This window comes from Deinococcus grandis (genome assembly GCF_001485435.1).
Lineage (GTDB): Bacteria > Deinococcota > Deinococci > Deinococcales > Deinococcaceae > Deinococcus > Deinococcus grandis.
This window is the reverse complement of the sequence record NZ_BCMS01000001.1, coordinates 755,878-777,038: the sequence shown is the minus strand read 5'-3', so window position 1 is coordinate 777,038 and position 21,161 is coordinate 755,878. Positions and strand designations below refer to the sequence as shown.

Sequence of the window (21,161 nt, the reverse complement as noted above, 5' to 3'; positions counted from 1 at the left end):
CCGCCCCACGTCCGGGCGGCGCGCTTCAGTCGGACAGTCCTTCTGACTGGGCGCCAGGGAGCGTGAGGCTCATCTCGTGCGTGCTGCCCGTGAACCCCAGTGCTCCGTACAGCGGGCGGGCCATGTCGCTGCTGCCCAGGCTGACGCGCGTGATCCCGCGCGAGCCCACGGCGTCCAGGCAGGCCGCGACCAGCGTGCGGGCGTGCCCGGCGCGCCGAAAGTCGGGGTGCGTCCAGACGTTCACCACCCGCGCCCGCCACGGCTGCGGGTCGCCGCGCGTGGGCCCCCAGTGCAGCAGGGTCACGCCCGCCCCGGCGATCACCTCTGCGCCGTCTTGCCGCAGGAAGCCCAGGTACAGCCCGTCCCGGATGGCACCGGCCACCCACGCGGCGTACGCGGGCCGCTCGGGCAGGTCGCGGGCGTCCGGGTAGCGGTGCGCGGCGATGGTGTGGGCGTCGGCAGGGGTGACAGCACGCATCAGGCCCCCAGTCTGCCGCGCCGGGCGGCCCGGCGTCTGGTAGAACGCAGTGCATGATCTTCGTGGCGCTCCTGCACGCGGTGAACCTGGGCGCGCGGCGCAAGGTGCCCATGGCCGACCTGCGCGCCCTGCTGACCGGACTGGGGCTGGAGGACGTCCGCACGTACATCCAGAGCGGCAACGCCGTGTTCAGCGCCGCCCCGGAAACGGACCTGCGCGGGCGGCTGGAGGCGGCGCTGGAAGCGCAGTTCGGCTTCCCGGTGCCCGTGACGCTCCGCACGGCGCACGAGTGGCAGGAGGCGGCCCGTGGCTGCCCCGCGCACCTGCGGGACGAGCCGGTGGTGCTGGCATTCCTGCGCGACCCGCCCGACCCGGCGCGCGTGGCGGCCCTGCGCGGGCGGGACGTGATACGGATTCCGTTTGTTTCGTTAACAGATCGGAAAATCACCGATCTGCCAACTCCACGCCCGGAACCCGTTGTTCTCCTCCTCGCTCCGCTCGGGTTGAAAGTTTTTGCAAACCTTTCAACCGGAGTCCGTATGACCCCGGAACGCTGGGAGGTAGTGGGGCAGACGCTGTACCAGACGGTCCCGGACGGCGTGCGGACCCTGAACCTGTCCTCGGGCGTGCTCGAGCGGACGCTGGGCGTGAAGGTCACCGTCCGGAACGAACGGACCGTGCAGGCCATCGCGGCGATGCTGGACACCTGAGCCCCGGTGGGGACGTGGCTGGTTTAGCCTGCCGCATGCCCCGCCTGCGCTTCGCGCCCGCCGCCTTCCTGTCGGCGGCGCCGCTGCTGTTCGTGCTGCTCTGGAGTACCGGGTTCCTGGGTACGAAGGGCGCGGCCCGCAACGCGGACCCGTTCGCGTTCCTGACGGTGCGGTTCGTGCTGGCCGCCGGGCTGATGGCGCTGCTCACGGCGGCGCTGCGGGCGCCGTGGCCCACGCGGGCGCAGGCGGGCCGCGCGGCCGTGACGGGTCTGCTGCTGCACGCCGGGTACCTGGGCGGCGTGACGACCGCCATCTGGCTGGGCCTCCCGGCGGGCGTGACGAGCGTGCTGGTGGGCGTGCAGCCCCTCCTGACCGGCCTGCTGTCCTGGCCGGTGCTGGGCGAGCGGGTCACGGCGCGGCAGTGGGCGGGGCTCGCGCTGGGCTTCGTGGGGGTGCTGCTGGTCATGGAGGGCCGCGTGAGCGGTGGGCTGGGCAGTCCCGCCGCGCTGGGAGCGGCGGGCTTCGCGCTGCTGTGCACCACGGCGGGCACCCTCTACCAGCGGCGCGTGGGGGCGGACATGCCGCTGCTGGGCGGGACGACCGCGCAGTACGTGGCGAGCGCCGCCGCGCTGGGCGCCGTCACGCTGGCGCGCGGGGGCGGCGAGATCCACTGGAACGCGGAATTCATCCTGTCGCTGACGTGGCTGGTGCTCGTGCTGTCGGTCGGGGCGATCCTGCTGCTCATGCGGCTGCTGCGGGACCTCCCGGCGGCGCGCGTGAACAGCCTGTTCTACCTCGTGCCGCCGCTGGCGGTGCTGGAAAGCTGGCTGCTGTACGGCGAGCGCCTGAGCGCCGCGTCCCTGGCCGGACTGGCGCTGTGCGTGGCGGGCGTGGCGCTGGCGGCCGCCGCGCCGCGGCCGGCCGCGCGGGCGGGGGGCAGCTGACCGGCAGACCTCTGACCGCGCGTCAGCTTTCTGTGCGCGTCATGAGGTAGCCTGCACTCCCGAGATCAAACTGGGAAGGTTGACGTGACGGAATGACGATCCACGCCACAAACGTCCGCACGCCGGAACGGCGGGCCGAGACCGCGCTGCTCACGGCCGCCGCGCTGCACGCCGCGCTGGTCCTCGCCGCGCCGCACCTGCCGGGCGGGCCCTGGCTGACGGGCGGCGCGTACCTGCTGGCCCTGGGCGTGTGCCTGGCCGTCACGGCGTGCGCGGCGCGCGGCGGCCACACCGCGCAGCGGCCCCTGCTGCGGCGCTTCACGCTGGCATTCGGCGCGCTGATCCTGGGCGACGCGGTCACCCTGAGTTTCGAACTGCGCGCCCTGCCGGTCCCGCCGCTGTCCGTCGCGGACGCCCTGTACGGCGCGTACTACGTCCTGATGACCTGGGGCCTGCTGAGCCTCACGCGGCTGCACGTGAACTCGCTGCGCACGGCCGCCATGATCCTCGACAGCCTGATCGTCATGGTCATCCTGGGCACGCTGTGCTGGACGTTCCTGCTGACCCAGCCGGCGCCGCTGCACACCGCGGGCGCCGCGTACATGACCCTGGACCTCGCGCTGATCGCCGTGGGCCTGCTGGCACTGCGTCAACAGCGGCTGAGCGTCCCGGTCGCGCTGCTGTGCGCGGGCCTGACCCTGATCGTGGGCGGCGACCTGCGGTTCGCGGTGACGGGCGGCCTGACCGGGGACCGCGCGGACGTCCTGTACCTGTGGGGCACCGCCCTGCAGGCGCTGGGCCTGTGGCAGCGGCGCGAGCAGTCCGTGCGGGGCGTGCAGTGGCGCCCCCCGCGCCCCGTGCGGGTGTGGCTGGCCGCGTTCCCGTACCTGGCGGGCGGCCTGACCTGCGCGGCGCTGCTCCTGACGCGGCCCGCGCCCGTCACGCTGTGGGGCGCCGCACTGACGTTCCTGCTGATCCTGCTGCGCCAGAGCACCGTGCTGGAGGAGAATCGCCTGCTGGCCCGCAAACTGCGGCACTCCGCGGCGGAACTCGAGCGGCGCGGCGCGCGGCTGCGCCACCAGGCGCGGCACGACACCCTGACCGGCCTGCCCAACCGCAGCGAGTTCGAGGACCAGCTGCGCGCGGCCCTGAGTGGCCCCGCCGCCGTGATGTTCATCGACCTGGACGGCTTCAAGGACGTGAACGACACCTTCGGGCACCCGGTCGGGGACGAACTGCTGCGGCTGGTCACGGCGCGGCTGCGGGCGCACCTCCCGGCGCGCGCCACACTGGCCCGCGTGGGCGGCGACGAGTTCACGCTGGTCCTGCCCGGCGCGGACGAACGGCAGGCGATGCACGCCGCGCGGCAGCTGCTGGGCAGCCTGCGCGACCCCGTGCCGCTCGTCGGCCTGAGCGTGCAGGTGTCCGCGTCCATCGGCGTGAGTCTCGCCCCGCGTGACGGCACGGACGTCACCACCCTGCAGCGCCGCGCGGACACCGCCATGTACCACGCCAAACGCAGCGGACGGCAGCAGGCGCAACTGTTCACGCCCAGCCTGGACGAACAGCGCCGCGAACGGCTGGTGCTGGAAGCCGCGCTGCGCCGCGCCCTGCACGGCGACGAATTCACCCTGCACTACCAGCCGCAGCTGCGCGGCCCGCACCTGGAGAGCGTCGAGGCGCTGCTGCGCTGGACCGCGCCGGACCTGGGCACCGTCACGCCCGGCCGGTTCATTCCGGTCGCGGAGCAGTGCGGCCTGATCCTCCCGCTGGGCCGCTGGGTGCGTGAACGGGCGTGTGAGCAGGCCGCCGCGTGGCACCGGCAGGGCCGCGCCCCGCGGGTCGCGGTGAACGTCTCCCCGCTGGAGTTCGCGCAGCCGGACTTCGTGCCGCACGTGCAGGACCTGCTGGCGCGGCTGGACCTGCCCGCGCACCTGCTGGAACTGGAAATCACCGAGGGCGTCCTCGTGCAGGACCTCACGGGCACCGCCGCGAAACTCCGCGAGCTGCGCGCCGCCGGAGTCCGCATCAGCGTGGACGATTTCGGCGTGCAGCACGCGTCCCTGAGCGCCCTGATGGCCCTGCCGGCCGACGTGCTGAAACTCGACCGGAGCTTCCTGACCGGGCCCGGCGGTGGGGGCGCGCCCGCCGCCGGACCGCAGGTGCTGCGCGCCGTGCACACCCTGGGCCGCGAACTGAACCTCGACGTGCTCGCCGAGGGCGTCGAGACCGCGGAACAGCACGACATGCTGCGCGACCTGGGCTTCGAGTACATGCAGGGCTTCCTGTTCTCCCCCGCCCTCCCGCCGCAGGAACTGGACGCGTGGCGTGCCGAGCGGGCCGCACCGACCGGCACGTAGCACCGCGACCGGCCGTCCGGCCCGGGCGGCAACCCAGACGGCCGGACCCGCGTACCTGTGGGCATGAACCTGAACGGACGGATCGGCGGCATCACCCAGGGGTACGACGTGCACGCCGCGTGGGACGGCACGCACCTGACTGGCCGCATCGGCGGCCGCTTCGAGGGCAAGGACATCCGCCTGAGCGTGCAGGAGGGCCGCGTCACCGGCCGGATCGGCGGGACCTTCGAGGGCTTCGACGTGACCGGCGACCTCAGCGGCGACCGGGTGGACGTGCGCCTGGGCGGCCGGATCGACGGGGACGACCTGCACCTGACCGTCAGCGGCACGCAGATCGAGGGGCGCTTCTCGGGCCGCATCGACGGCAAGGACGTGAATCTCACCGCCGACCCCGAGCGGCTGCACGGGCGGATCGGCGGGGCCGTGGACGGCAAGGACGTGCACCTGACCCTGGCCGGCGCTCCCGGCACCCTGGCGGCCCTCGCCGCCGCGTGCGCCTACAAGGCGCTGGAGGATCAGCAGGCCGCCTCGACCGCCGCCAGCACCAGCACCTGAGGAGCGGTTGTGGCACGGACCGCCCCGGGCATCAGCCCAGCCTGGCGCCCGTCCCTCTGCTCATGTCGCGCGCCCGTCGCCGGCAGGCCCTCAGCGGCGCAGCAGGATGAATCCGGCGGCGCAGGCCAGCGCCAGCAGCAGGGCGGGCGCCCCGAGCATCCAGTGGGCGGTGCCCGCCATCGCGGCGGTGACGGTCAGGACGCCACTGATCCACCCGCAGGACAGCAGCGCGAACGTCGTCCAGGGCAGGCGGTTGACGGTGATGAGCAGCAGTGGGCTCAGCGCCACGTAACGCAGCGTGCGGACCAGGCCGCTCGTGGCCCCCGCGTCGAAGGTGGCCCCGGCGATCCACAGGGTCAGGGCGGCGGCCGGAATCAGCAGCAGGATGGGCAGGAGGGCGGTGCGGGCGGCAGCGGGTTGCATCTGACCCACAGTACGGTCGGGAGAGCCGCCGGGTTGCCTCAGGTGCCCAGCCTTTCCCACTGCCCACAACCCATTTTCCCCTTCATTCCCAGCAGGTCGCACAATCCCGCCCGGGGGCGCGTGGTACGTTCCGCGCATCATGACCGTGACTGCGAAGGCGAGGACGTTGGGAGAGCTGCTTCAGACCGAAGGGTACGCCGGGCGCGCGCCGTTCGACGGGAAGATCCGCCTGGTGCAGGACGAGGTGCGGGACAACCTGACCCGCAAGCTGCGGAGTGGCGAGGAACTGTTCCCGGGTGTGGTGGGGTACGACGACACGGTGATTCCGCAGCTGGTGAACGCGCTGCTGGCGCGGCAGAACTTCATCCTGCTGGGGCTGCGCGGGCAGGCGAAGAGCCGCATCCTGCGCGCGATCACCGAACTGCTGGATGCCGAGGTGCCGGTCATCGCGGGCGTGGACATGCCGGACGACGTGCTGAACCCCGTGGGTGCCGAGGGCCGCGCGCTGCTGGAGGCGCATGGTCTGGACCTGCCGATCCGCTGGCTGCCGCGCGCGGAGCGGTACGTGGAGAAACTGGCGACGCCGGACGTGACGGTCGCGGACCTGATCGGGGACGTGGACCCGATCAAGGCGGCGCGCCTGGGCACCAGCCTGGGTGACGTGCGCTCCATGCACTTCGGGCTGCTGCCCCGCGCGAACCGCGGGATCTTCGCCGTGAACGAACTGGCGGACCTGGCGCCGAAGGTGCAGGTGGCGCTGTTCAACATCCTTCAGGAGGGGGACGTGCAGATCAAGGGGTACCCCATCCGCCTGGAGCTGGACGTGATGCTGGTCTTTTCCGCGAACCCCGAGGATTACACGGCGCGCGGGAAGATCGTCACGCCGCTGAAGGACCGCATCGGGTCAGAGATCCGCACGCACTACCCGACCGACGTGCGCCTGGGCATGGACATCACCGCGCAGGAGGCCGTGCGCAGCGGCGACGTGACCGTGCCGGAGTTCATCGCGGAACTCGTAGAAGAAATTGCCTTCCAGGCGCGCGAGGACGGCCGCGTGGACAAGCTGAGCGGCGTGTCGCAGCGCCTCCCGATCTCGCTGATGGAGGTCGCCGCCGCGAACGCCGAACGCCGCAGCCTCACGCAGGGCGACGACGCGGTCGTGCGCGTCAGTGACGTGTACGCGGGCCTCCCGGCGATCACCGGGAAGATGGAACTGGAGTACGAGGGTGAACTCAAGGGCGCGGACAACGTCGCCCGGGACGTGATCCGCAAGGCGGCCGGGGCCGTGTACGCCCGCCGCCACGGCAGCGCGAACACCCGTGAACTGGAAAAATGGTTCGAGGCCGGGAACGTGTTCCGCTTCCCGCAGGGTGGGGACAGCGCCGCCGCCCTGAAAGCCACGGCGGAGGTGCCGGGCCTGAGCGACCTGGCCGCCGAGGTCGCCGCGAGCAGCGTGGACGCCGTGCGCGTCTCCGCCGCCGAGTTCATCCTGGAGGGCCTGTACGGCCGCAAGAAACTGTCCCGCGCGGAGGAACTGTACGCCGCGCCGGAACCCGAAACGCGCCAGCAGCGCGGCGGCCGCTGGAACTGAAGACCCATTGCGGTGAGTCGCAGACGAACCCGACCGGAGGGACTCGCCGAGCTGCGCAGCAGAGAAGCAATCAAAGCCGGTGCTCAGGAGATGGACGGCTCTCCGGCGCTGTCCCGGAGAGCCGGGAATCGGATGAGTCCGGCTCCGGCAGGGCCTTGAGCTCTGGGCTGTGAGCTGTGAGGACCCCCTCCCCCACCCCGCGTGGGCCGGAGGGGTCTTCTTTTCCCACTTCCCACAACCCACTTCCCACTCCCCATCGCCCCCCTTTCGTATGCTGTGCGCTATGTCTGTTGTGACCCGTATTGCTCCGAGCCCGACCGGTGATCCTCACGTGGGGACCGCGTACATCGGGCTGTTCAATTTCACGCTGGCCCGTCAGGGTGGCGGGAAGTTCATCCTGCGCATCGAGGACACCGACCGGAACCGTTACGTGCCGGACAGTGAGAAGCGCATCTTCCAGATGATGCAGTGGCTGGGCCTGAGGCCGGACGAGTCGCCGCTGCAGGGCGGTCCGAACGGCCCGTACCGTCAGTCGGAGAGGTTTGACCTGTACGGTGAGTACGCGCGTCAGCTGGTGGCGAGCGGGCACGCGTACTACGCGTTCGAGACGGCCGACGAACTGTCGGCGCTGCGCGAGGCGGCGCAGGCGGAGGGCCGCGTGATCGCGGTGCCCAGCCGTGAGCTGGACCCGGCGGCGGCGCAGGCGAGGGTGGACGCGGGCGAGGCGGCCGTGATCCGCCTGAAGGTCCCGCGTGAGGGTGAGACGGTCGTGAATGACCGGCTGCGCGACCCGATTCACTTCCAGAACCGCGAGATCGACGACAAGGTGCTCCTGAAAGCGGACGGGTTCCCCACGTACCACCTGGCGAACGTGGTGGATGACCGCCTGATGGGCGTGACGCACGTGGTGCGCGCCGAGGAGTGGATCACGAGCACGCCCATTCATGTGCTGCTGTACCGCGCGTTCGGGTGGGATGAGCCGGTGTTCGCGCACATGCCGCTGCTGCGCAACTCGGACAAGTCGAAGATCAGCAAGCGCAAGAACCCCACGAGCGTCGAGTGGTACCAGGGGCAGGGCTTCCTGCCGGAGGCGATGCTGAACTTCCTGGCGACGATGGGCTGGACGCACCCGGACGGCCTGGAGGTGTTCGACCTGGAGGAATTCGCGCGGGTGTTCCGGCTGGAGGACGTGACGCTGGGCGGCCCGGTGTTCAGTCAGGAGAAGCTCCGCTGGTACAACGGCAAGTACCTGCGCGAGGTGCTGACCGAGGACGAGGTCGCCAAGCGCCTGCACGACTTCCTGGCGGGCCAGAAGGTGGACCTCCCCCTGGATGACTACTTCCGTTCGGTGGTGCGCCTGATGACGCCCCGCATCGAGGTCTTCAGCGAGTTCCTCGACAAGACGCCTTACTTCTGGTCCGAGGAGTACCCGGTGACCGAGAAGGCGCAGGCGGCGATCGACGGCGCGCGGGAGCTGCTGCCCGAGCTGGCCGCCACGCTGAAGAACCTGCCGACCTTCGACGCGGCGGCCATCAAGGCGGCCTTTGCGGCGTTCGCCGAGGAGAAGGGCCTGAAGCTCGGGAAGGTCATGCCGCCCGTGCGCGCGGCGGTCGCCGGGACGATGGAGAGCCCGGACCTGCCGGACCTGCTCGCCACGCTGGGCCGTGACCGGGTAGTCGCCCGGATCAGTAAGCTGGGCGCATGACCCTGATCGCCTCGGTTCTGGTGGGCCTGATCGCCCTGCTGCACGTGTACATCATGGTGCTGGAGATGTTCCTGTGGACCACCCCGCGCGCCATGAAGGCCTTCGGGACCACGCCGGAACTCGCGGCGCAGACCCGCGTCATGGCGGGCAACCAGGGCCTGTACAACGGTTTCCTGGCGGCGGGCCTGATCTGGGGCCTGATCACGGGCTCGGCGGCGATTCAGCTGTTCTTCCTGGCGTGCGTGGCGGTCGCGGGCCTGTACGGCGCGGCCACCGCAAACCGCCGCATCCTGTTCATCCAGACGGTGCCCGCCGCGCTGGCGATCCTGGCGGTGCTGCTGGCGCGATAGGGGTCATTTCCCGCGTCCCCGCCTCCCAAACGCTCGTTTGGTTCCCGTGCCTCCCGGCTGCTACGCTGGGAGGCACTTCTCATCCCGACGGGGCCGCGCGGCCCCACCTGCCCTGCCATGCCTGACGTTCTGCCCTGCCCCGCCTCCGGCCTGCCCCGTCGCAGTGACCGGCTGCTGAACCAGCGCCGCGCGCCCTGACGCGGCCCGCACCCGCCGCCTCAGATTCCGTGCCCGCCGCCCCAGACAGGAGACTTCATGACCCCAGATGCCAAACCGGCTGCCCCGCAGCCTCACGCCCCAGCAGAGTCGCAGGACACCGCCCCCGGCTACGCGGCGGCGCAGGCCGCGTACGACGCCGCGCAGCAGGACACGAACATGGTGCAGTGCCTCGCGCCGGACGGCTCGGTCGTCCGCGAGGACCTGCTGCCCGACCCCGAAACGCGCCTGGAACTGTACCGGCAGATGCGCCGCGCCCGGCACTTCGACGAGCGCGGCTGGGTACTGTACCGCCAGGGCCGCCTGGGCGTCTTCCCGCCCTTCGGCGGCATGGAGGCCAGTCAGGTCGGCACCGCCGCCGCGCTGACGAAGAACGACTGGCTGTTCCCCACCTACCGCGACACCGGCGCGGCCCTGACCCTCGGCCTGCCCATTGCTCGCACCCTCGCCTACTGGCGCACGTCACCACACGGGTGGCACATGCCCGCCGACCTGAAGGTCCTGCCGTTCTACATCCCGATCGCCACGCAGTACCCGCAGGCGGTCGGCGCGGCCCTCGCCGAGCGGCGCCAGGGCACCCGCAACGTCGCCATGGCGTTCATCGGGGACGGCGGCAGCAGCGAGGGGGACTTCCACGAGGCCCTGAACTTCGCCGGGGCCCTGAACGCCCCGTGCGTGTTCATCCTCCAGAACAACGGCTGGGCCATCAGCGTCCCCACCCGCGCGCAGACGCGCGCCACCGACCTCAGTCGCCGCGCCGACGGGTACGGCATTCCCGGCGTGCGCGTGGACGGCAACGACGCCCTGGCCACCTACCACGTCACCCGCGAGGCCGTGGACCGTGCCCGCAACGGCGGCGGTCCCACCCTGATCGAGACGGTCACGTACCGCGTCAAGCCGCACACCGTCGCCGACGACCCCAGCCGCTACCGCAGCGAGGCCGACACCGCCGGCTGGGACGCCAAGGATCCCGTCACGCGCCTGCGCACCCACCTCCTGACCGCGGGCCTGCTGACCGAAGACAGCGAGGCCGCGCTGCTCGCCGAGATCGCCGCCGAGTTCGAGGCCGCCCTGGCCGAGGCCGACAGCTACCCCGAACCGACCCCCGCCGAGATCCTCGACCACGTCTTCGCGGAACCCACCCCCCAGCTGAAGAAACAACGCGCGGAGATCCTCGCCGAGCACGCCGCGCCGAACCAGAAGGAGCAGGCATGACCGCCACCCCCCCCACCGGCACCAAGAACATGACCATGGTCGCCGCCATCAACGACGCCCTCGACATCGCCCTCGCCGCCGACGACACCGTCCACATCTTCGGCGAGGACGTCGGCGTCATGGGCGGCGTATTCCGCGCCACCGACGGCCTCCAGGCCAAGCACGGAGAAGGGCGCGTGTTCGACACCCCCCTCGCCGAAGCCGCCATCGTCGGCATGGGCATCGGCATGGGCCTCGCCGGCCTCAAACCCGTCGCGGAAATCCAGTTCGCGGGCTTCCTCTACCCCGCCCTCGACCAGATCCTCTCCCACCTCGGCCGCTACCGCCACCGCACCCGCAGCCGCTACCACCTCCCCATGGTCATCCGCGCCCCCTACGGCGGCGGCGTCCACACCCCCGAACAACACGCCGACAGCCCCGAAGCCATCCTCGCCCACACCCCCGGCGTCAAGGTCGTCATCCCCAGCACCCCCGCCGACGCCAAAGGCCTCCTGCTGAGCGCCATCAACGACCCGGACCCCGTCTTCTTCTTCGAAGCCATCAAGCTCTACCGCAGCGTCAAGGAAGACGTCCCTACCGGCGACTACCGCGTCCCCATCGGCAAAGCCCGCCTCGTCACCCACGGCGACGACGTCACCGTCATCTGCTACGGCGGCATGGTCGAAGTCGCCCAGAAAGCCGCCGCCGCTGCCCAGGCCGCCGGGATCGGCGTGGAAGTCATCGACCTGCGCACCCTCGTCCCCATGGACACCGACACCATCATCAGCAGCGTCGCCAGAACCGGCCGCGCCGTGATCGTCACCGAAGCGCCCCGCACCGCCGGATTCCACAGCGAAATCGCCGCCGTCATCGCCGAAGAAGCCATCGAACACCTCCGCGCCCCCATCGTCCGCGTCACCGGCTTCGACGCGCCCTACCCACCCTTCACCGCCGTCGAGGACGTGTACCGACCCAACCCGCTGCGGGTGGCGAAGGCGATCCGGCAGGTCATGGACTACTGACCGTCTGACCTGGGACGGTCAGTTGAGTCACACGGCTGCGCCTGGCGGCGGGCCTCCCCACCCCCCAGCCCCCTCCCCCAGAGGGGCAGGGGGAGTTTTCGCTGCGCTCAGCAGGTATTTCTCTGAGGTGGTCGGTGGGTGACTGGCGGGAACGGCCACGTCTCACACGCCATCCTCCGGGTTCGCGGCGGGCGCCCCGCGCGCTGCGCGCACGACGGGCTCGGTTGCCACGACGATTGTGTGGCTCTGCTTCTTGGTGAGTGCGGGAAAGTTCTACTTTTTCTCGCTTCTGCAAAGGCTGTGGTTATGAAAGTCGATCAGCGGCTCGCTTCAGGTTACCCAGCACCTGACCGCAGACCACCACCGGCCGTCGTGCGCGAAGCGCGCGGGCCTTGCGGGGGGCGGCAGGATGGCGTCGAAGCCGGACGCGTCACCGACCAACACAACCACGCCGCACGAGTCAAAACTCTTGCCGAGCGCAGCGACTACTCCCCCTGCCCCCCTGGGGTACTCGTATGAGCCGCTTGCGGAGGGGGCTGGGGGGTGGGGAGGCCCGCCGCAGGCGCAGCCAATCCAACTCAGTAGGACAGCTCTTGGCAGCCGCCCCCCGTCAGCCGGGGAAGTTCAGCAGGACGTGTTCGGCGCTGAAGCCGGGTCCCATGGCGCTCAGCAGGGCGCGGCCCTGCGGGTGGGCACGCAGGGTTTCCTGCAGGACGAACAGGACGGTGACGCTGCTCATGTTGCCGTAGTGGCGCAGGACGTGACGGCTGGCGTCGAGTGCGCCGGGGGGGAGGTTCAGGGCGTCCTCGTAGGCGCTGAGGACTTTCACGCCGCCGGGGTGGACGACGTACGTGCCGACCTGCGTGGGGCACCAGCCGTGCGCGCTCAGGGCGGCCTGGACGTTCCCCTGCATCATGCCGCGCACCAGGGTGGGGATGTCGCGGCTGAAGCGGACTTTCAGGCCGTCGTCGACGACGTCCCAGCCCATGATGTCCTCGCTGTCCTCGATCAGGGTGGAGTATGCACCGTGCAGTTCGGCCAGGGGTGGGGGGCCGGGTTCATCGGGGTGGGTGAGGACGGCGGCGGCGCCTCCGTCGGAGAACAGGGCCGTGCCGACGAAGTTGCTCTTGGTCTCGTCGCCGTGCACGAGGGTCAGGCTGCACAGTTCGACGGCGACGTACAGCACGCGGCGGTACCCGGCGCGGACGAGGTCGGCGGCGCGGGCCAGTCCGCTGGCGCCTCCGGCACAGCCCAGGCCCCACACGGGCAGGCGCGCGGCGTGCCGGTTGATGCCGAGGTGTTCGATCAGGTCGGCGTCGAGGCTGGGGGCGCTGATGCCGCTGGTGTTCACGACGACGACGGCGTCCACGTCGGCCGCTTCGATCTGCGCGGCGTCCAGCGCTTCCCTGGCCAGCCTACGGGTCAGGGCGCGGGCTTCCTGCACGAAGACGGCGTTCTTCTCGCCGAAGCCGCGCGGGGTGAGGTACCACTCAAGCGGGCGGGCCAGGGCGCGCGTGTCGATCATGGCGTTCGTGAAGACGTCCAGCAGTTGCGGGCGGGCCGCCATGCGCGGGAAGAGGGTGCGGGCGGCCTCCTGCACCTGCGTCTGCGGCGTCAGGTGCGGGGGCGTGCCCGTCACGAGGGCGCGCAGGTGGGGGGTCAGGGGCATGCGCCGCATTCTGCGCGACTTTGCCCGGGTTGAGGGGGGACACGCGCCACGGTTGGGGGTTCAGCAAACGTCCATGCACGGCTCACCGCGCCTCACCGTCAGGAAACGGGGGCGCGGTGAGCGGGGAACACGGCAGGGTCAGTTCTGCTGTTTCTCCCATTCCTGACGGCCGACCTCGTCCAGCGCGCGGAAGTCCTCGTCGGTCAGTTCCAGGTGGGCGGCGGCGACGTTCTCTTCCAGGTGTTTGACCTTGCCGGTGCCGGGGATGGGCAGCATGACGGGGCTGCGCCTCAGGACCCAGGCCAGTGCCACCTGGGACGGCGTGGCGCCCAGGCGGGCGGCGATGTCGGTGAGGACGCTGCCTTCCTTCGCGAGGTTCCCGGCGGCGAGCGGGAACCAGGGGATGAACCCGATGTGCTCACGCTCGCAGTAGTCCAGCACGTCCTCGCTCTTGCGGTTGGCGAGGTTGTAGAGGTTCTGCACGGTCGCGACCGGGAAGACGGCGCGGGCGGCCTCGATCTCCTCGACGCTCACTTCCGAGAGGCCCGCGTGACGGATGACGCCCTCGTCCATGAGTTCCCTGATCGCGCCGAACTGCTCGTCGCGCGGCACGTTCGGGTCGATGCGGTGTAGCTGCCACAGGTCGATGCGGTCCACGCCCAGGCGGCGGCGGGAGATGTGCGCCTGCTGCTTGAGGTACTCGGGGCGGCCCACGGGAATCCACACGTTCGGGCCGGTGCGGGTCAGGCCGCCTTTCGTGGCGATCACGACGCGGTCGTAGGGGTGCAGGGCCTCGCGGATGAGTTCCTCGCTAACGGCCGGGCCGTAGCTGTCGGCGGTGTCGATGAGGTTCACGCCGAGGTCCGGCAGGCGGCGCAGGGTGGTCAGGGCGCCCTCGCGGTCGGCGGGGTCGCCCCACACGCCGTCGCCGGTGATGCGCATCGCGCCGAAGCCCAGGCGGGTGACGGTCAGGTCCCCGCCGATGTCGAAGGTGCCGCTCGGGGCGGCACTGGGGGTGCTGCTGTTGGTGGTGTCGGTCATGGTGGTGCCCTCCAGGGAGGCATTCTGCGCCGAGTGCCCGCCCGGGCGCGTGGCAGTTTCCTCAAGGGAGGGTGAAGTCGCGTGGCCTCCGGTGCCGTGGTGTGCCTCCACCGGTCACGCCGAGCGGACGCGACTCGCAGGGAGGCCTCGCAGAGGAGGAGCAGAAGACCCCTCCAGGCATGAAAGTGGTGGCCCGGTGACGGGCCGGGTGGGCCACGACACCGACCGACGCCGGATCACTCGCGTTCGGGCTGCTCGCAGGTGTCGCGGTACACGAACTGCTCCAGGCGTTTGCGGTGGCGGCTGCTCCAGTCGATGCTGGGCCGCGCCTGATCGGGCGGCAGATACCCCAGGCGGTACACGGCCATGAGTTCCAGGTCGCCGGGGACGCGCAGGAGGTCCTGGATGGCCTGCCAGTGGCGGGGGAGCTCCATGGGTGTGCTGACGAACTGGATGCCCATGCCGAGCGCACCGACGGCGTTCCAGATGTTCTCCATGGCGGCGCCCATGCCGAACACGGAGTAGAAGCCGGACAGTTCGCCGGGGCGGTACTCGCCCTTGTCGAGCAGGACGGCCAGCAGCAGCGGGCTGCCTGCCACGAGTTTGCGGTTGTCCTCCCCGAGTTTTTTCGGCACGCCGAGTTGCCGCATGAGTTTCAGTCCGGCGTCGCTGAACACCTGCCGCGTGAAGGGTTTCAGAGGGCCGGGCAGGTGGTCGATGTGGATGCCGTCGCGCCGCTCCTCCATTTCCTGCTGGGTGAAGCGGAAGTAGCGGCGGTAGCGTTCGAAGAACACGCCGCCCTCGATGAGTTCGGTCATGCTCTGCCCGGCGATGGCGGCGACCTGCGCGATGGTGTCCGGGTTCTCGATCAGCACGAAACGCCACGGCTGGCTGTTGAAGTGGCTGGGGGCCGCCTGCGCGACCCGCATCAGGAGGTGCTGGTGGTCGCGGCTGACCGGGTCCGGGCGGAAGGGGCCGTTGGTGGTGCGCCGCGCGAGCATGCCGTCGATCAGGTCCATGCGGGCAGGCTAGCAGTGAAGGCCGACGGGGAGCGTGGGCCGGTCAGGTGCCCCAGGCGGTCAGGGCTCCGGCGGTGAACGCGGCGGCGCCGAGCAGGGCGCGCTGCCAGTGGTCGGCGCGGCCCGGGCGGGTGCGGGGCATGCTCAGCAGGAGAAGCAGCGCGGGCAGCAGCGCCCACGCGGCGGCCCCGGCGCGCCACGCCAGGCCCAGGCTGAGCAGCGTCCCGGCGCAGGTCAGGAAGAACAGTGCGTGGTGCGGCCAGCGGGCCGCGTCGCGCCGCCAGCCCAGTTGCAGGCTCAGGCCCAGCGCCAGCAGCGTGCTCAGCAGCGCGGCGGTGATCAGCAGGGCGAGGTGGTGCGGGCTCACACTCTATGCTGGCACGGCCCGGATTGGCGCGTCGCATGACAGATGCCCTGCCGGGGCGGGTGTACGTTCGGGAGCATGCGTCCCATTTACCTGCTGCTGCCCCTGCTGCTCCTGACTGCCTGCAAGCCCGGCGGTGCGGCCAGGGACGGGGTGGGGGGTGAGGATCTGGTCGCCAGGACGCTGTTCACGGCGACCGGGTCGTTCGACGCGCAGGCGGACTCGCGCGAGCGGATCGGGGGTGGGCTGCGCCGCGCCACGTGGACGACCCGCCCGCCTCTGGACGCGCAGGGCGTGGTGGTGCAGTACGACAGTGACGCGCGGCCCCTGAGCTGGATGCTGGACATCCGGTCGCCGCGGTTCACCGCGCAGGACCTGGCCGGGCCGGACGCGCGGGCCGTGACGACGCCGCAGGGCGAGGCGCTGCACCCTGCGGCGGGCTCGCGGCTGGCCGACACGCTGATCCTGACGACCGGGCAGGGCCTGCGGGTGGTCACGCGCGGGTACGTCACGCAGGAGGAGGCCGCGCTGCTGCCCGCCTTCCGCCGCTGACGGGCTCGCCGCTCAGCGGACCGAGTTGCGGCCGTTGCGTTTGGCGTTGTACATGGCGCTGTCCGCGCGGGCGAACAGGTCCTCGGCGGTGTCCTCCGCGCCGCGCAGGGAGGCCACGCCGAAACTGGCGGTGACGTCCAGACCCGCGATGGCCTCGTCGGCCACCTCGGCCCGCAGGCGCTCGGCGACGACCATCGCGTCCGGGCGGGCCATGCCGGGCAGGATCACCAGGAATTCCTCGCCGCCCCAGCGGCCCACCTGCCCGCCCGAGGTGCTCACGCTGCGGCGCAGGCGCTTGCCGAAGGACCGCAGCACGTCGTCCCCGGTGCCGTGCCCGTGCACGTCGTTCACGCGTTTGAAGTGGTCGATGTCGGTCACGATGATGCTCAGCGGCGCGCGGTTCTTCAGGGCCTGCTCGATGCTGCGTTCGAGTTCCTCCTCGGTGGCGCTGCGGCCCAGCACCTCGGTCAGGGCGTCCTTGCGGGCCGCCTGGAGGCGCTGGCTGGTCTGCTGGTGCGCGCTGAGGTTCTGCTCGATGAACGCCATGACGTTGAACGCGATCAGGCCGGTGCCGCCCAGCACGATGATCGCCGTGACCCAGTCGGCCATGTTGCTGGCCTCGAGCGGGCCGTTCATGAGGACGCTGACGATCATGGTCAGGACACTGCCGAGGTTCACGGCGGTGCCCAGGCGCGTGCCGAACACCAGGTACGACACGAGGACGTTCATGGTCAGCCACAGCGTCAGGTGGAACGGCATGTCCCCCCACGCGACGGCGCGCGGGATTTCCAGCACGGCGACGAGCAGGTACCCGACGCTGGTCACGGCGTACACGGCGCCCACCCGCGCGGGCCGCAGCAGGGTGGCGGCGGCGGTCAGCAGGGCCACGACGGCCGCGATGTACTTGGGGTTGCCCAGCGCCGCCCAGCCCTCGCGGGGCGGGTCGATCAGGCCGGTCAGGACGGCGTACAGGACGTACGCCAGGCTGGCGCTGCACACCACCAGAACCCGGTTGCGTTGCAGCAGCTGAGGAAGCGTCGGCGTTTTCAATTCGGCTTCACTCCGGGAACGGACCTGTCGACCATGTGCTGAGTGAAATTCTCGCACGAAGCGCCCGGCACCGTCACCCGCAGGTGGGGGCCTCCGGCGGGGGTGGCGCGCCGCACCGGCCCGCTGCCGGGGGTCAACGGGACCGCGCCCCGCTCACGGTGGAGGCGGGGCGCGGCGCGCGGGGGCGCGGCTCATACGGATTCCGTTTGTTTCGCCAACAATCCGGAACTTCACCGGATTGCCGGCTGCACGTCCGGAACCCGTTTCTCTCCTTCTCGCCTCCGCTCGGATTGAACGGGCTTTGCAGCCCATTCAATCGGAGTCCGTATCAGGCGAGCAGTTCGCCGTCCTTGAAGAACAGGGCCAGTTCGCGCGCGGCGCTCTCGGTGCTGTCGCTGCCATGCGTGACGTTCTCGCCGGTGGTGGTGGCGAAGTCGGCGCGGATGCTGCCGGGGGCGGCGTTGGCGGGGTTGGTCGCGCCCATCATGGCGCGCCAGCCGGCGATGGCGTTCTCGCCTTCCAGGGCGATGGCGACGACGGGCCCGCCGGTGATGAAGTCCACCAGTTCACCGAAGAAGGGGCGCTCCTTGTGCTCGCCGTAGTGCGCTTCGGCGGTCTCGCGGGCGATGACCATCTGCTTGAGGCCCACCACGCGGTAGCCCTTGCGCTGGATGCGGGCGAGGATCTCGGGGGTCAGGCCGCGGCGGACGCCGTCGGGTTTGATCATGGCAAAGGTGCGTTCCATAGCGTCCCCGAGGATAGCAGGATGCCCCGGGACGGGTGCCGCCTTCACCCCCATCACCGGGGGCCTGCGCACCTGTCCAGACTTGCCTGAAACCCCGTACAATGGGAAGGTGACCCACGATTCTCACCCTCGCCCATCCGGCGACGCGGCCCGCATTGCGCTGATCGCCTGCGCCGTCGCCGCCCTGGGCATGCTCCTCTTCCCCCTGGCCACCCTGGGCCGGGGCTTCAGTGCCGACGCCGTCCTGATGCACGTCACGGGCAGCGTCATGAACCTCACCTCCAACCAGCAGGCCCCGCTGCCCCCCACCGGCACGGTCCTGGCGCTGGCCTGGGCCGCGCTGGCCGCGCTGCTCGTGACCCTGGCCGGCGCCTGGGGCCGCCAGCGCTGGTTCTGGGTGACGGGCCTCCTCACCTTCGGGCTGGCCACCGCCGCCGTGGTCGTGCTGGGCGGCGCCCTGGACGACCAGACCCGGCGCGTGCTGGCCGACACGACCCTGCGCCCCGGCGCCAAGCGTCAGCTGGGGAACTTCTACGCCAGCGGCGGCATGAACCTGGGCCTGTTCCTCCCGGCCCTGGCGGGATTGATCGCCGCCGGTGCCGGCCTGAGCGCCGCGCCGCGCGTGTGGCAGGCGTTCAACCGCATGCGCAGCCTGCTCGTGCCGGTCGCCGCGATCGGGATGGCCATCCTGGTCGGCGCGCTCGTCGTGCTGATCGTGCAGCCCAGCGTGAACCAGAGCGGCGCGCCCCTGGGCCTGTGGGGCGCGTGGCTGGCCAAGTCGGACCTGGTGTACTTCGTGTACTCCACGCTGTTCGCGCCGGTCACGGCCCTGAACCCGCTGCTGGACAGCCTGAAGCTGGCCACCCCGCTGATCTTCACCGGTCTGAGCGTCGCGTTCGCGTTCCGCACGGGCCTGTTCAACATCGGCGCGCCCGGGCAGCTGACCATGGGCGCCATCGCCGCGATGCTCGTCGGCGTGTACGGCCCGCCCAGCCTGGGCTACGGCCTGCTGGCCCTGAGCGTCCTGGCCGCCGCAGCCGGGGGGGCCCTGTGGGGCGCCATTCCGGGTCTGCTCAAGGCGCGCTTCGGGTCCAGCGAGGTCATCAACACGATCATGCTGAACTACATCGCGTCGTCGGTGCTGGTGTTCCTGATCGGCAGCGACTCTTTCCCGTTCCTGGGCCGCGAGTACCCGCAACCCCTGAAGGCCGAGGGCTCGAACCCGCAGAGCGAACTGCTGAACGGTGAGGCGCAGCTGCGGCCCCTGCTGGAAGTCCTGAACGTCGGCCAGAACGGTCAGGTGGCCCTGAGTATCGGCCTGCTGGTGGCGCTGGTGACCTTCGTGATCGTGCGGCTGCTCGTCCGTAAGAACCGCAGCCTGATCGCCCTAGCGGCCGCCGCCGCGCTGGGCGCCCTGACGTGGCCGATCGGGATTCCGGTCAGCGTCACCGGCAGTCAGCTGAACGGCGCGTTCCTGATCGCGCTGCTGTGCGCGGCGGGCTTCGGCATGCTGATGTGGCGCACCGCCGCCGGGTACGCCCTGCGCGCCGTGGGCCTGTCCCCCAAGGCCGCCGAGTACGGCGGGATCAGCGTCGCGAAGAACACCATCCTGGCCATGACCATCGCGGGCATGTTCGCGGGTCTGGCCGGCACGCACTACGTGAACGGCGGCGCGCTCGACGAGTACCGCCTGAAGCAGAACATGCCCGTGAACGTCGGCTTCGACGGGATCGCCGTGGCCCTGATGGGCCAGAGCACCCCGGCGGGCGTGGTGGCGTCCAGCGTACTGTTCGGCACCATCGACACCGGCGCGGTCAGCGTGACCACCAAGCTCTCCAAAGTGAACAGCGACATCGTGACGGTGCTCAAGGCACTGATCGTGCTGTTCATCGCCGCCGGGGGCTTCCTGAGCCGCCGCGTCACCTCTCCCCCACCGCCCGCCCTGGCCGCCGCCGCGGACCGCCACGAGACGCCGGCCGCCGCTGACGTCACCAAGACCCTCACCCCGCAGCCGAACGTGGCCCAGGCCAGCGAGGACATCACCCGGGAAGGCAAATAATGGACGGCCTCATCGCACAGATCTTCACCACGGCGTTCCTCGCCACCTTCATCCGCAGCGTCGTGCCGCTGCTGCTGACCGCGCTGGGCGGCCTGTTCAGCGAACGCAGCGGCGTCGTGAACATCGCCCTGGAAGGCCTGATCATCTTCGGGGCGCTGTCCGCCGCCGTCAGCACGCACCTGCTGACCCCCAGCCTCGGCGCGGCCGCCCCGTGGGTGGGCTGGCTGGCCGGGATGCTGGTCGGCGGCCTGATCGCCTGGATTCACGCGGTCCTGAGCATCAAGTACCGCGCCGATCAGGTGATCAGCGGCACGGCCATCAACCTGCTCGCCACCGGCGTACCTGCCGTGGTCCTGACCGCGCTGTACGGCGTGTCCAACGAGAGCCCCAAGGTCGAGTACGCGCTGCCGCTGTGGGGCGCGGGCGAACTGCGCTTCTCGCCGCCGGTGTTCTTCGCGTTCCTGGCCGTGGCGATCACGTGGTACGTGATGTACCGCACGCCGTACGGCCTGCGCCTGCGCGCCACCGGTGAGCAGCCGGGCGCGGCGGCCAGCATGGGCGTGAACGTGCGCCGCATGCGCTACAGCGCCGTGATCATGTCCGGCGTGCTGGCCGGCACCGCCGGGGCGTTCCTGAGCATCGGGAACCTCGACTCGTACGTGCGCAACATCAGCGCCGGCGCGGGCTTCATCGCGCTGGCCGCGCTGATCTTCGGGCAGTGGAAACCGCTGGGCGTGCTGGGCGCCACGCTGCTGTTCGGCCTGCTGCAGGCCCTGAGCATCGCGCTGGGCGGCACCAACCTCCTGCCGAGCACGCTGGTGCAGGCCCTGCCGTACCTGATCACGATCCTGGCGCTGATCTTCACGGGCCGCAGCCGCGCGCCCAAGGCGCTGGGCCAGACCTACGACGGCTGATACGAACTCCGGTTGAAAGGTTGACACAATCTTTCAACCCGAGCGGAGCGAGGAGGAGCGTAACGGGGTCCGGGCGTGGAGTTGGCAACATGGTGAAGTTCCAGGTTGTCGACGGAACGGACGAAACCCGTACAACACCCACACGGCAGCAGACGTCAGACTTCGGACACCGGGGACGCTACGCGGCGCCCCGGTGTCTG

General features: G+C 70.9%; 20 protein-coding genes. 12 read left to right on the top strand and 8 right to left on the bottom strand.

The window, feature by feature from the left end; translation table 11 throughout:
- Positions 1-25: 25 nt before the first annotated feature.
- Positions 26-478 carry a GNAT family N-acetyltransferase gene (locus DEIGR_RS03885; RefSeq protein ID WP_083523917.1) on the bottom strand — a complete coding sequence of 151 codons (453 nt, stop codon included), beginning with the start codon at positions 476-478 and terminating at the stop codon, positions 26-28.
- A 53-nt stretch (positions 479-531) separates the two neighbouring features.
- On the opposite strand from DEIGR_RS03885, the gene DEIGR_RS03880 reads away from it, so the two are divergent.
- From DEIGR_RS03880 to DEIGR_RS03865, 4 genes are all read left to right on the top strand, one after another.
- The gene (locus DEIGR_RS03880) at positions 532-1,188 is read left to right on the top strand and encodes a DUF1697 domain-containing protein (protein ID WP_058975423.1); all 657 of its coding nucleotides are present in this window, start codon (positions 532-534) and stop codon (positions 1,186-1,188) included.
- A gap of 35 nt (positions 1,189-1,223) precedes the next feature.
- Positions 1,224-2,132, top strand: a complete 909-nt coding sequence (locus tag DEIGR_RS03875) for a DMT family transporter (RefSeq protein WP_058975421.1) — start codon at positions 1,224-1,226, stop codon at positions 2,130-2,132.
- Between the two features lie 92 nt (positions 2,133-2,224).
- Positions 2,225-4,492, top strand: a complete 2,268-nt coding sequence (locus DEIGR_RS03870; protein WP_058975420.1) for a putative bifunctional diguanylate cyclase/phosphodiesterase — start codon at positions 2,225-2,227, stop codon at positions 4,490-4,492.
- A gap of 63 nt (positions 4,493-4,555) precedes the next feature.
- The gene (locus DEIGR_RS03865) at positions 4,556-5,047 is read left to right on the top strand and encodes a hypothetical protein (protein WP_058975418.1); all 492 of its coding nucleotides are present in this window, start codon (positions 4,556-4,558) and stop codon (positions 5,045-5,047) included.
- A 90-nt stretch (positions 5,048-5,137) separates the two neighbouring features.
- On the opposite strand, the gene DEIGR_RS03860 is transcribed toward DEIGR_RS03865, so the two are convergent.
- A complete protein-coding gene (locus tag DEIGR_RS03860) occupies positions 5,138-5,470 on the bottom strand; it encodes a hypothetical protein (protein ID WP_058975417.1) in 333 nt (110 codons plus the stop codon).
- Between the two features lie 139 nt (positions 5,471-5,609).
- Here DEIGR_RS03860 and DEIGR_RS03855 point away from each other — a divergent pair, with 139 nt between their 5' ends.
- From DEIGR_RS03855 to DEIGR_RS03835, 5 genes are all read left to right on the top strand, one after another.
- Complete coding sequence (locus DEIGR_RS03855; RefSeq protein WP_058975415.1) at positions 5,610-7,061, top strand: ATP-binding protein; 1,452 nt, start codon at positions 5,610-5,612, stop codon at positions 7,059-7,061.
- A gap of 283 nt (positions 7,062-7,344) precedes the next feature.
- On the top strand, positions 7,345-8,766 hold the full coding sequence (gene gltX / locus DEIGR_RS03850) for a glutamate--tRNA ligase (protein WP_058975413.1): 1,422 nt from the start codon (positions 7,345-7,347) through the stop codon (positions 8,764-8,766).
- A complete protein-coding gene (locus DEIGR_RS03845; protein ID WP_058975411.1) occupies positions 8,763-9,116 on the top strand; it encodes a DUF1304 domain-containing protein in 354 nt (117 codons plus the stop codon). The genes gltX and DEIGR_RS03845 overlap by 4 nt, the downstream gene beginning before the upstream one ends.
- A 375-nt stretch (positions 9,117-9,491) precedes the next feature.
- Entirely contained in the window at positions 9,492-10,547 is a 1,056-nt protein-coding gene (gene pdhA, locus DEIGR_RS03840) for a pyruvate dehydrogenase (acetyl-transferring) E1 component subunit alpha (RefSeq protein ID WP_236704779.1), read from the top strand.
- Positions 10,544-11,548 (top strand): alpha-ketoacid dehydrogenase subunit beta, encoded by a 1,005-nt coding sequence (locus DEIGR_RS03835; RefSeq protein WP_058975407.1) that lies wholly within the window; start codon positions 10,544-10,546, stop codon positions 11,546-11,548. Before pdhA ends, DEIGR_RS03835 begins: the two co-directional genes overlap by 4 nt.
- Before the next feature lie 610 nt (positions 11,549-12,158).
- Here the strand turns inward: DEIGR_RS03835 and DEIGR_RS03830 are convergent.
- The 4 genes from DEIGR_RS03830 to DEIGR_RS03815 all read right to left on the bottom strand — a co-directional run bounded on the left by DEIGR_RS03830 (position 12,159) and on the right by DEIGR_RS03815 (position 15,644).
- A complete protein-coding gene (locus DEIGR_RS03830; RefSeq protein ID WP_058975406.1) occupies positions 12,159-13,226 on the bottom strand; it encodes a type III polyketide synthase in 1,068 nt (355 codons plus the stop codon).
- A gap of 129 nt (positions 13,227-13,355) precedes the next feature.
- The gene (locus DEIGR_RS03825; RefSeq protein WP_058975404.1) at positions 13,356-14,258 is read right to left on the bottom strand and encodes an aldo/keto reductase; all 903 of its coding nucleotides are present in this window, start codon (positions 14,256-14,258) and stop codon (positions 13,356-13,358) included.
- 236 nt (positions 14,259-14,494) lie between these two features.
- A complete protein-coding gene (locus DEIGR_RS03820) occupies positions 14,495-15,277 on the bottom strand; it encodes a nitroreductase family protein (protein WP_058975402.1) in 783 nt (260 codons plus the stop codon).
- Positions 15,278-15,320: 43 nt separating this feature from the next.
- Positions 15,321-15,644: a hypothetical protein gene (locus DEIGR_RS03815; protein ID WP_058975399.1), complete on the bottom strand. Its 324-nt coding sequence runs from the start codon at positions 15,642-15,644 to the stop codon at positions 15,321-15,323.
- A 75-nt stretch (positions 15,645-15,719) separates the two neighbouring features.
- On the opposite strand from DEIGR_RS03815, the gene DEIGR_RS03810 reads away from it, so the two are divergent.
- The gene (locus DEIGR_RS03810) at positions 15,720-16,193 is read left to right on the top strand and encodes a hypothetical protein (protein WP_058975397.1); all 474 of its coding nucleotides are present in this window, start codon (positions 15,720-15,722) and stop codon (positions 16,191-16,193) included.
- 12 nt (positions 16,194-16,205) lie between these two features.
- Here DEIGR_RS03810 and DEIGR_RS03805 read toward each other — a convergent pair whose 3' ends face one another.
- The gene (locus DEIGR_RS03805; protein WP_236704648.1) at positions 16,206-17,243 is read right to left on the bottom strand and encodes a GGDEF domain-containing protein; all 1,038 of its coding nucleotides are present in this window, start codon (positions 17,241-17,243) and stop codon (positions 16,206-16,208) included.
- Between the two features lie 328 nt (positions 17,244-17,571).
- Entirely contained in the window at positions 17,572-17,988 is a 417-nt protein-coding gene (gene ndk, locus DEIGR_RS03800) for a nucleoside-diphosphate kinase (RefSeq protein WP_058975395.1), read from the bottom strand.
- A 109-nt stretch (positions 17,989-18,097) separates the two neighbouring features.
- On the opposite strand from ndk, the gene DEIGR_RS03795 reads away from it, so the two are divergent.
- Positions 18,098-20,047, top strand: a complete 1,950-nt coding sequence (locus DEIGR_RS03795) for an ABC transporter permease (protein WP_058975393.1) — start codon at positions 18,098-18,100, stop codon at positions 20,045-20,047.
- Positions 20,047-20,961 carry an ABC transporter permease gene (locus DEIGR_RS03790; protein ID WP_058975391.1) on the top strand — a complete coding sequence of 305 codons (915 nt, stop codon included), beginning with the start codon at positions 20,047-20,049 and terminating at the stop codon, positions 20,959-20,961. Before DEIGR_RS03795 ends, DEIGR_RS03790 begins: the two co-directional genes overlap by 1 nt.
- Positions 20,962-21,161 lie beyond the last annotated feature (200 nt).

Coding starts and splice junctions, on each gene's coding strand:
- DEIGR_RS03845 (WP_058975411.1), top strand. CDS start 8,763: ATGACCCTGATCGCCTCGGTTCTGGTGGGCCTGATCGCCCTGCTGCAC.
- DEIGR_RS03880 (WP_058975423.1), top strand. CDS start 532: ATGATCTTCGTGGCGCTCCTGCACGCGGTGAACCTGGGCGCGCGGCGC.
- DEIGR_RS03810 (WP_058975397.1), top strand. CDS start 15,720: ATGCGTCCCATTTACCTGCTGCTGCCCCTGCTGCTCCTGACTGCCTGC.
- DEIGR_RS03830 (WP_058975406.1), bottom strand. CDS start 13,226: ATGCGGCGCATGCCCCTGACCCCCCACCTGCGCGCCCTCGTGACGGGC.
- DEIGR_RS03855 (WP_058975415.1), top strand. CDS start 5,610: ATGACCGTGACTGCGAAGGCGAGGACGTTGGGAGAGCTGCTTCAGACC.
- ndk (WP_058975395.1), bottom strand. CDS start 17,988: ATGGAACGCACCTTTGCCATGATCAAACCCGACGGCGTCCGCCGCGGC.
- DEIGR_RS03870 (WP_058975420.1), top strand. CDS start 2,225: ATGACGATCCACGCCACAAACGTCCGCACGCCGGAACGGCGGGCCGAG.
- DEIGR_RS03835 (WP_058975407.1), top strand. CDS start 10,544: ATGACCGCCACCCCCCCCACCGGCACCAAGAACATGACCATGGTCGCC.
- DEIGR_RS03875 (WP_058975421.1), top strand. CDS start 1,224: ATGCCCCGCCTGCGCTTCGCGCCCGCCGCCTTCCTGTCGGCGGCGCCG.
- DEIGR_RS03885 (WP_083523917.1), bottom strand. CDS start 478: ATGCGTGCTGTCACCCCTGCCGACGCCCACACCATCGCCGCGCACCGC.
- DEIGR_RS03820 (WP_058975402.1), bottom strand. CDS start 15,277: ATGGACCTGATCGACGGCATGCTCGCGCGGCGCACCACCAACGGCCCC.
- DEIGR_RS03790 (WP_058975391.1), top strand. CDS start 20,047: ATGGACGGCCTCATCGCACAGATCTTCACCACGGCGTTCCTCGCCACC.
- DEIGR_RS03860 (WP_058975417.1), bottom strand. CDS start 5,470: ATGCAACCCGCTGCCGCCCGCACCGCCCTCCTGCCCATCCTGCTGCTG.
- gltX (WP_058975413.1), top strand. CDS start 7,345: ATGTCTGTTGTGACCCGTATTGCTCCGAGCCCGACCGGTGATCCTCAC.
- pdhA (WP_236704779.1), top strand. CDS start 9,492: ATGGTGCAGTGCCTCGCGCCGGACGGCTCGGTCGTCCGCGAGGACCTG.
- DEIGR_RS03825 (WP_058975404.1), bottom strand. CDS start 14,258: ATGACCGACACCACCAACAGCAGCACCCCCAGTGCCGCCCCGAGCGGC.
- DEIGR_RS03865 (WP_058975418.1), top strand. CDS start 4,556: ATGAACCTGAACGGACGGATCGGCGGCATCACCCAGGGGTACGACGTG.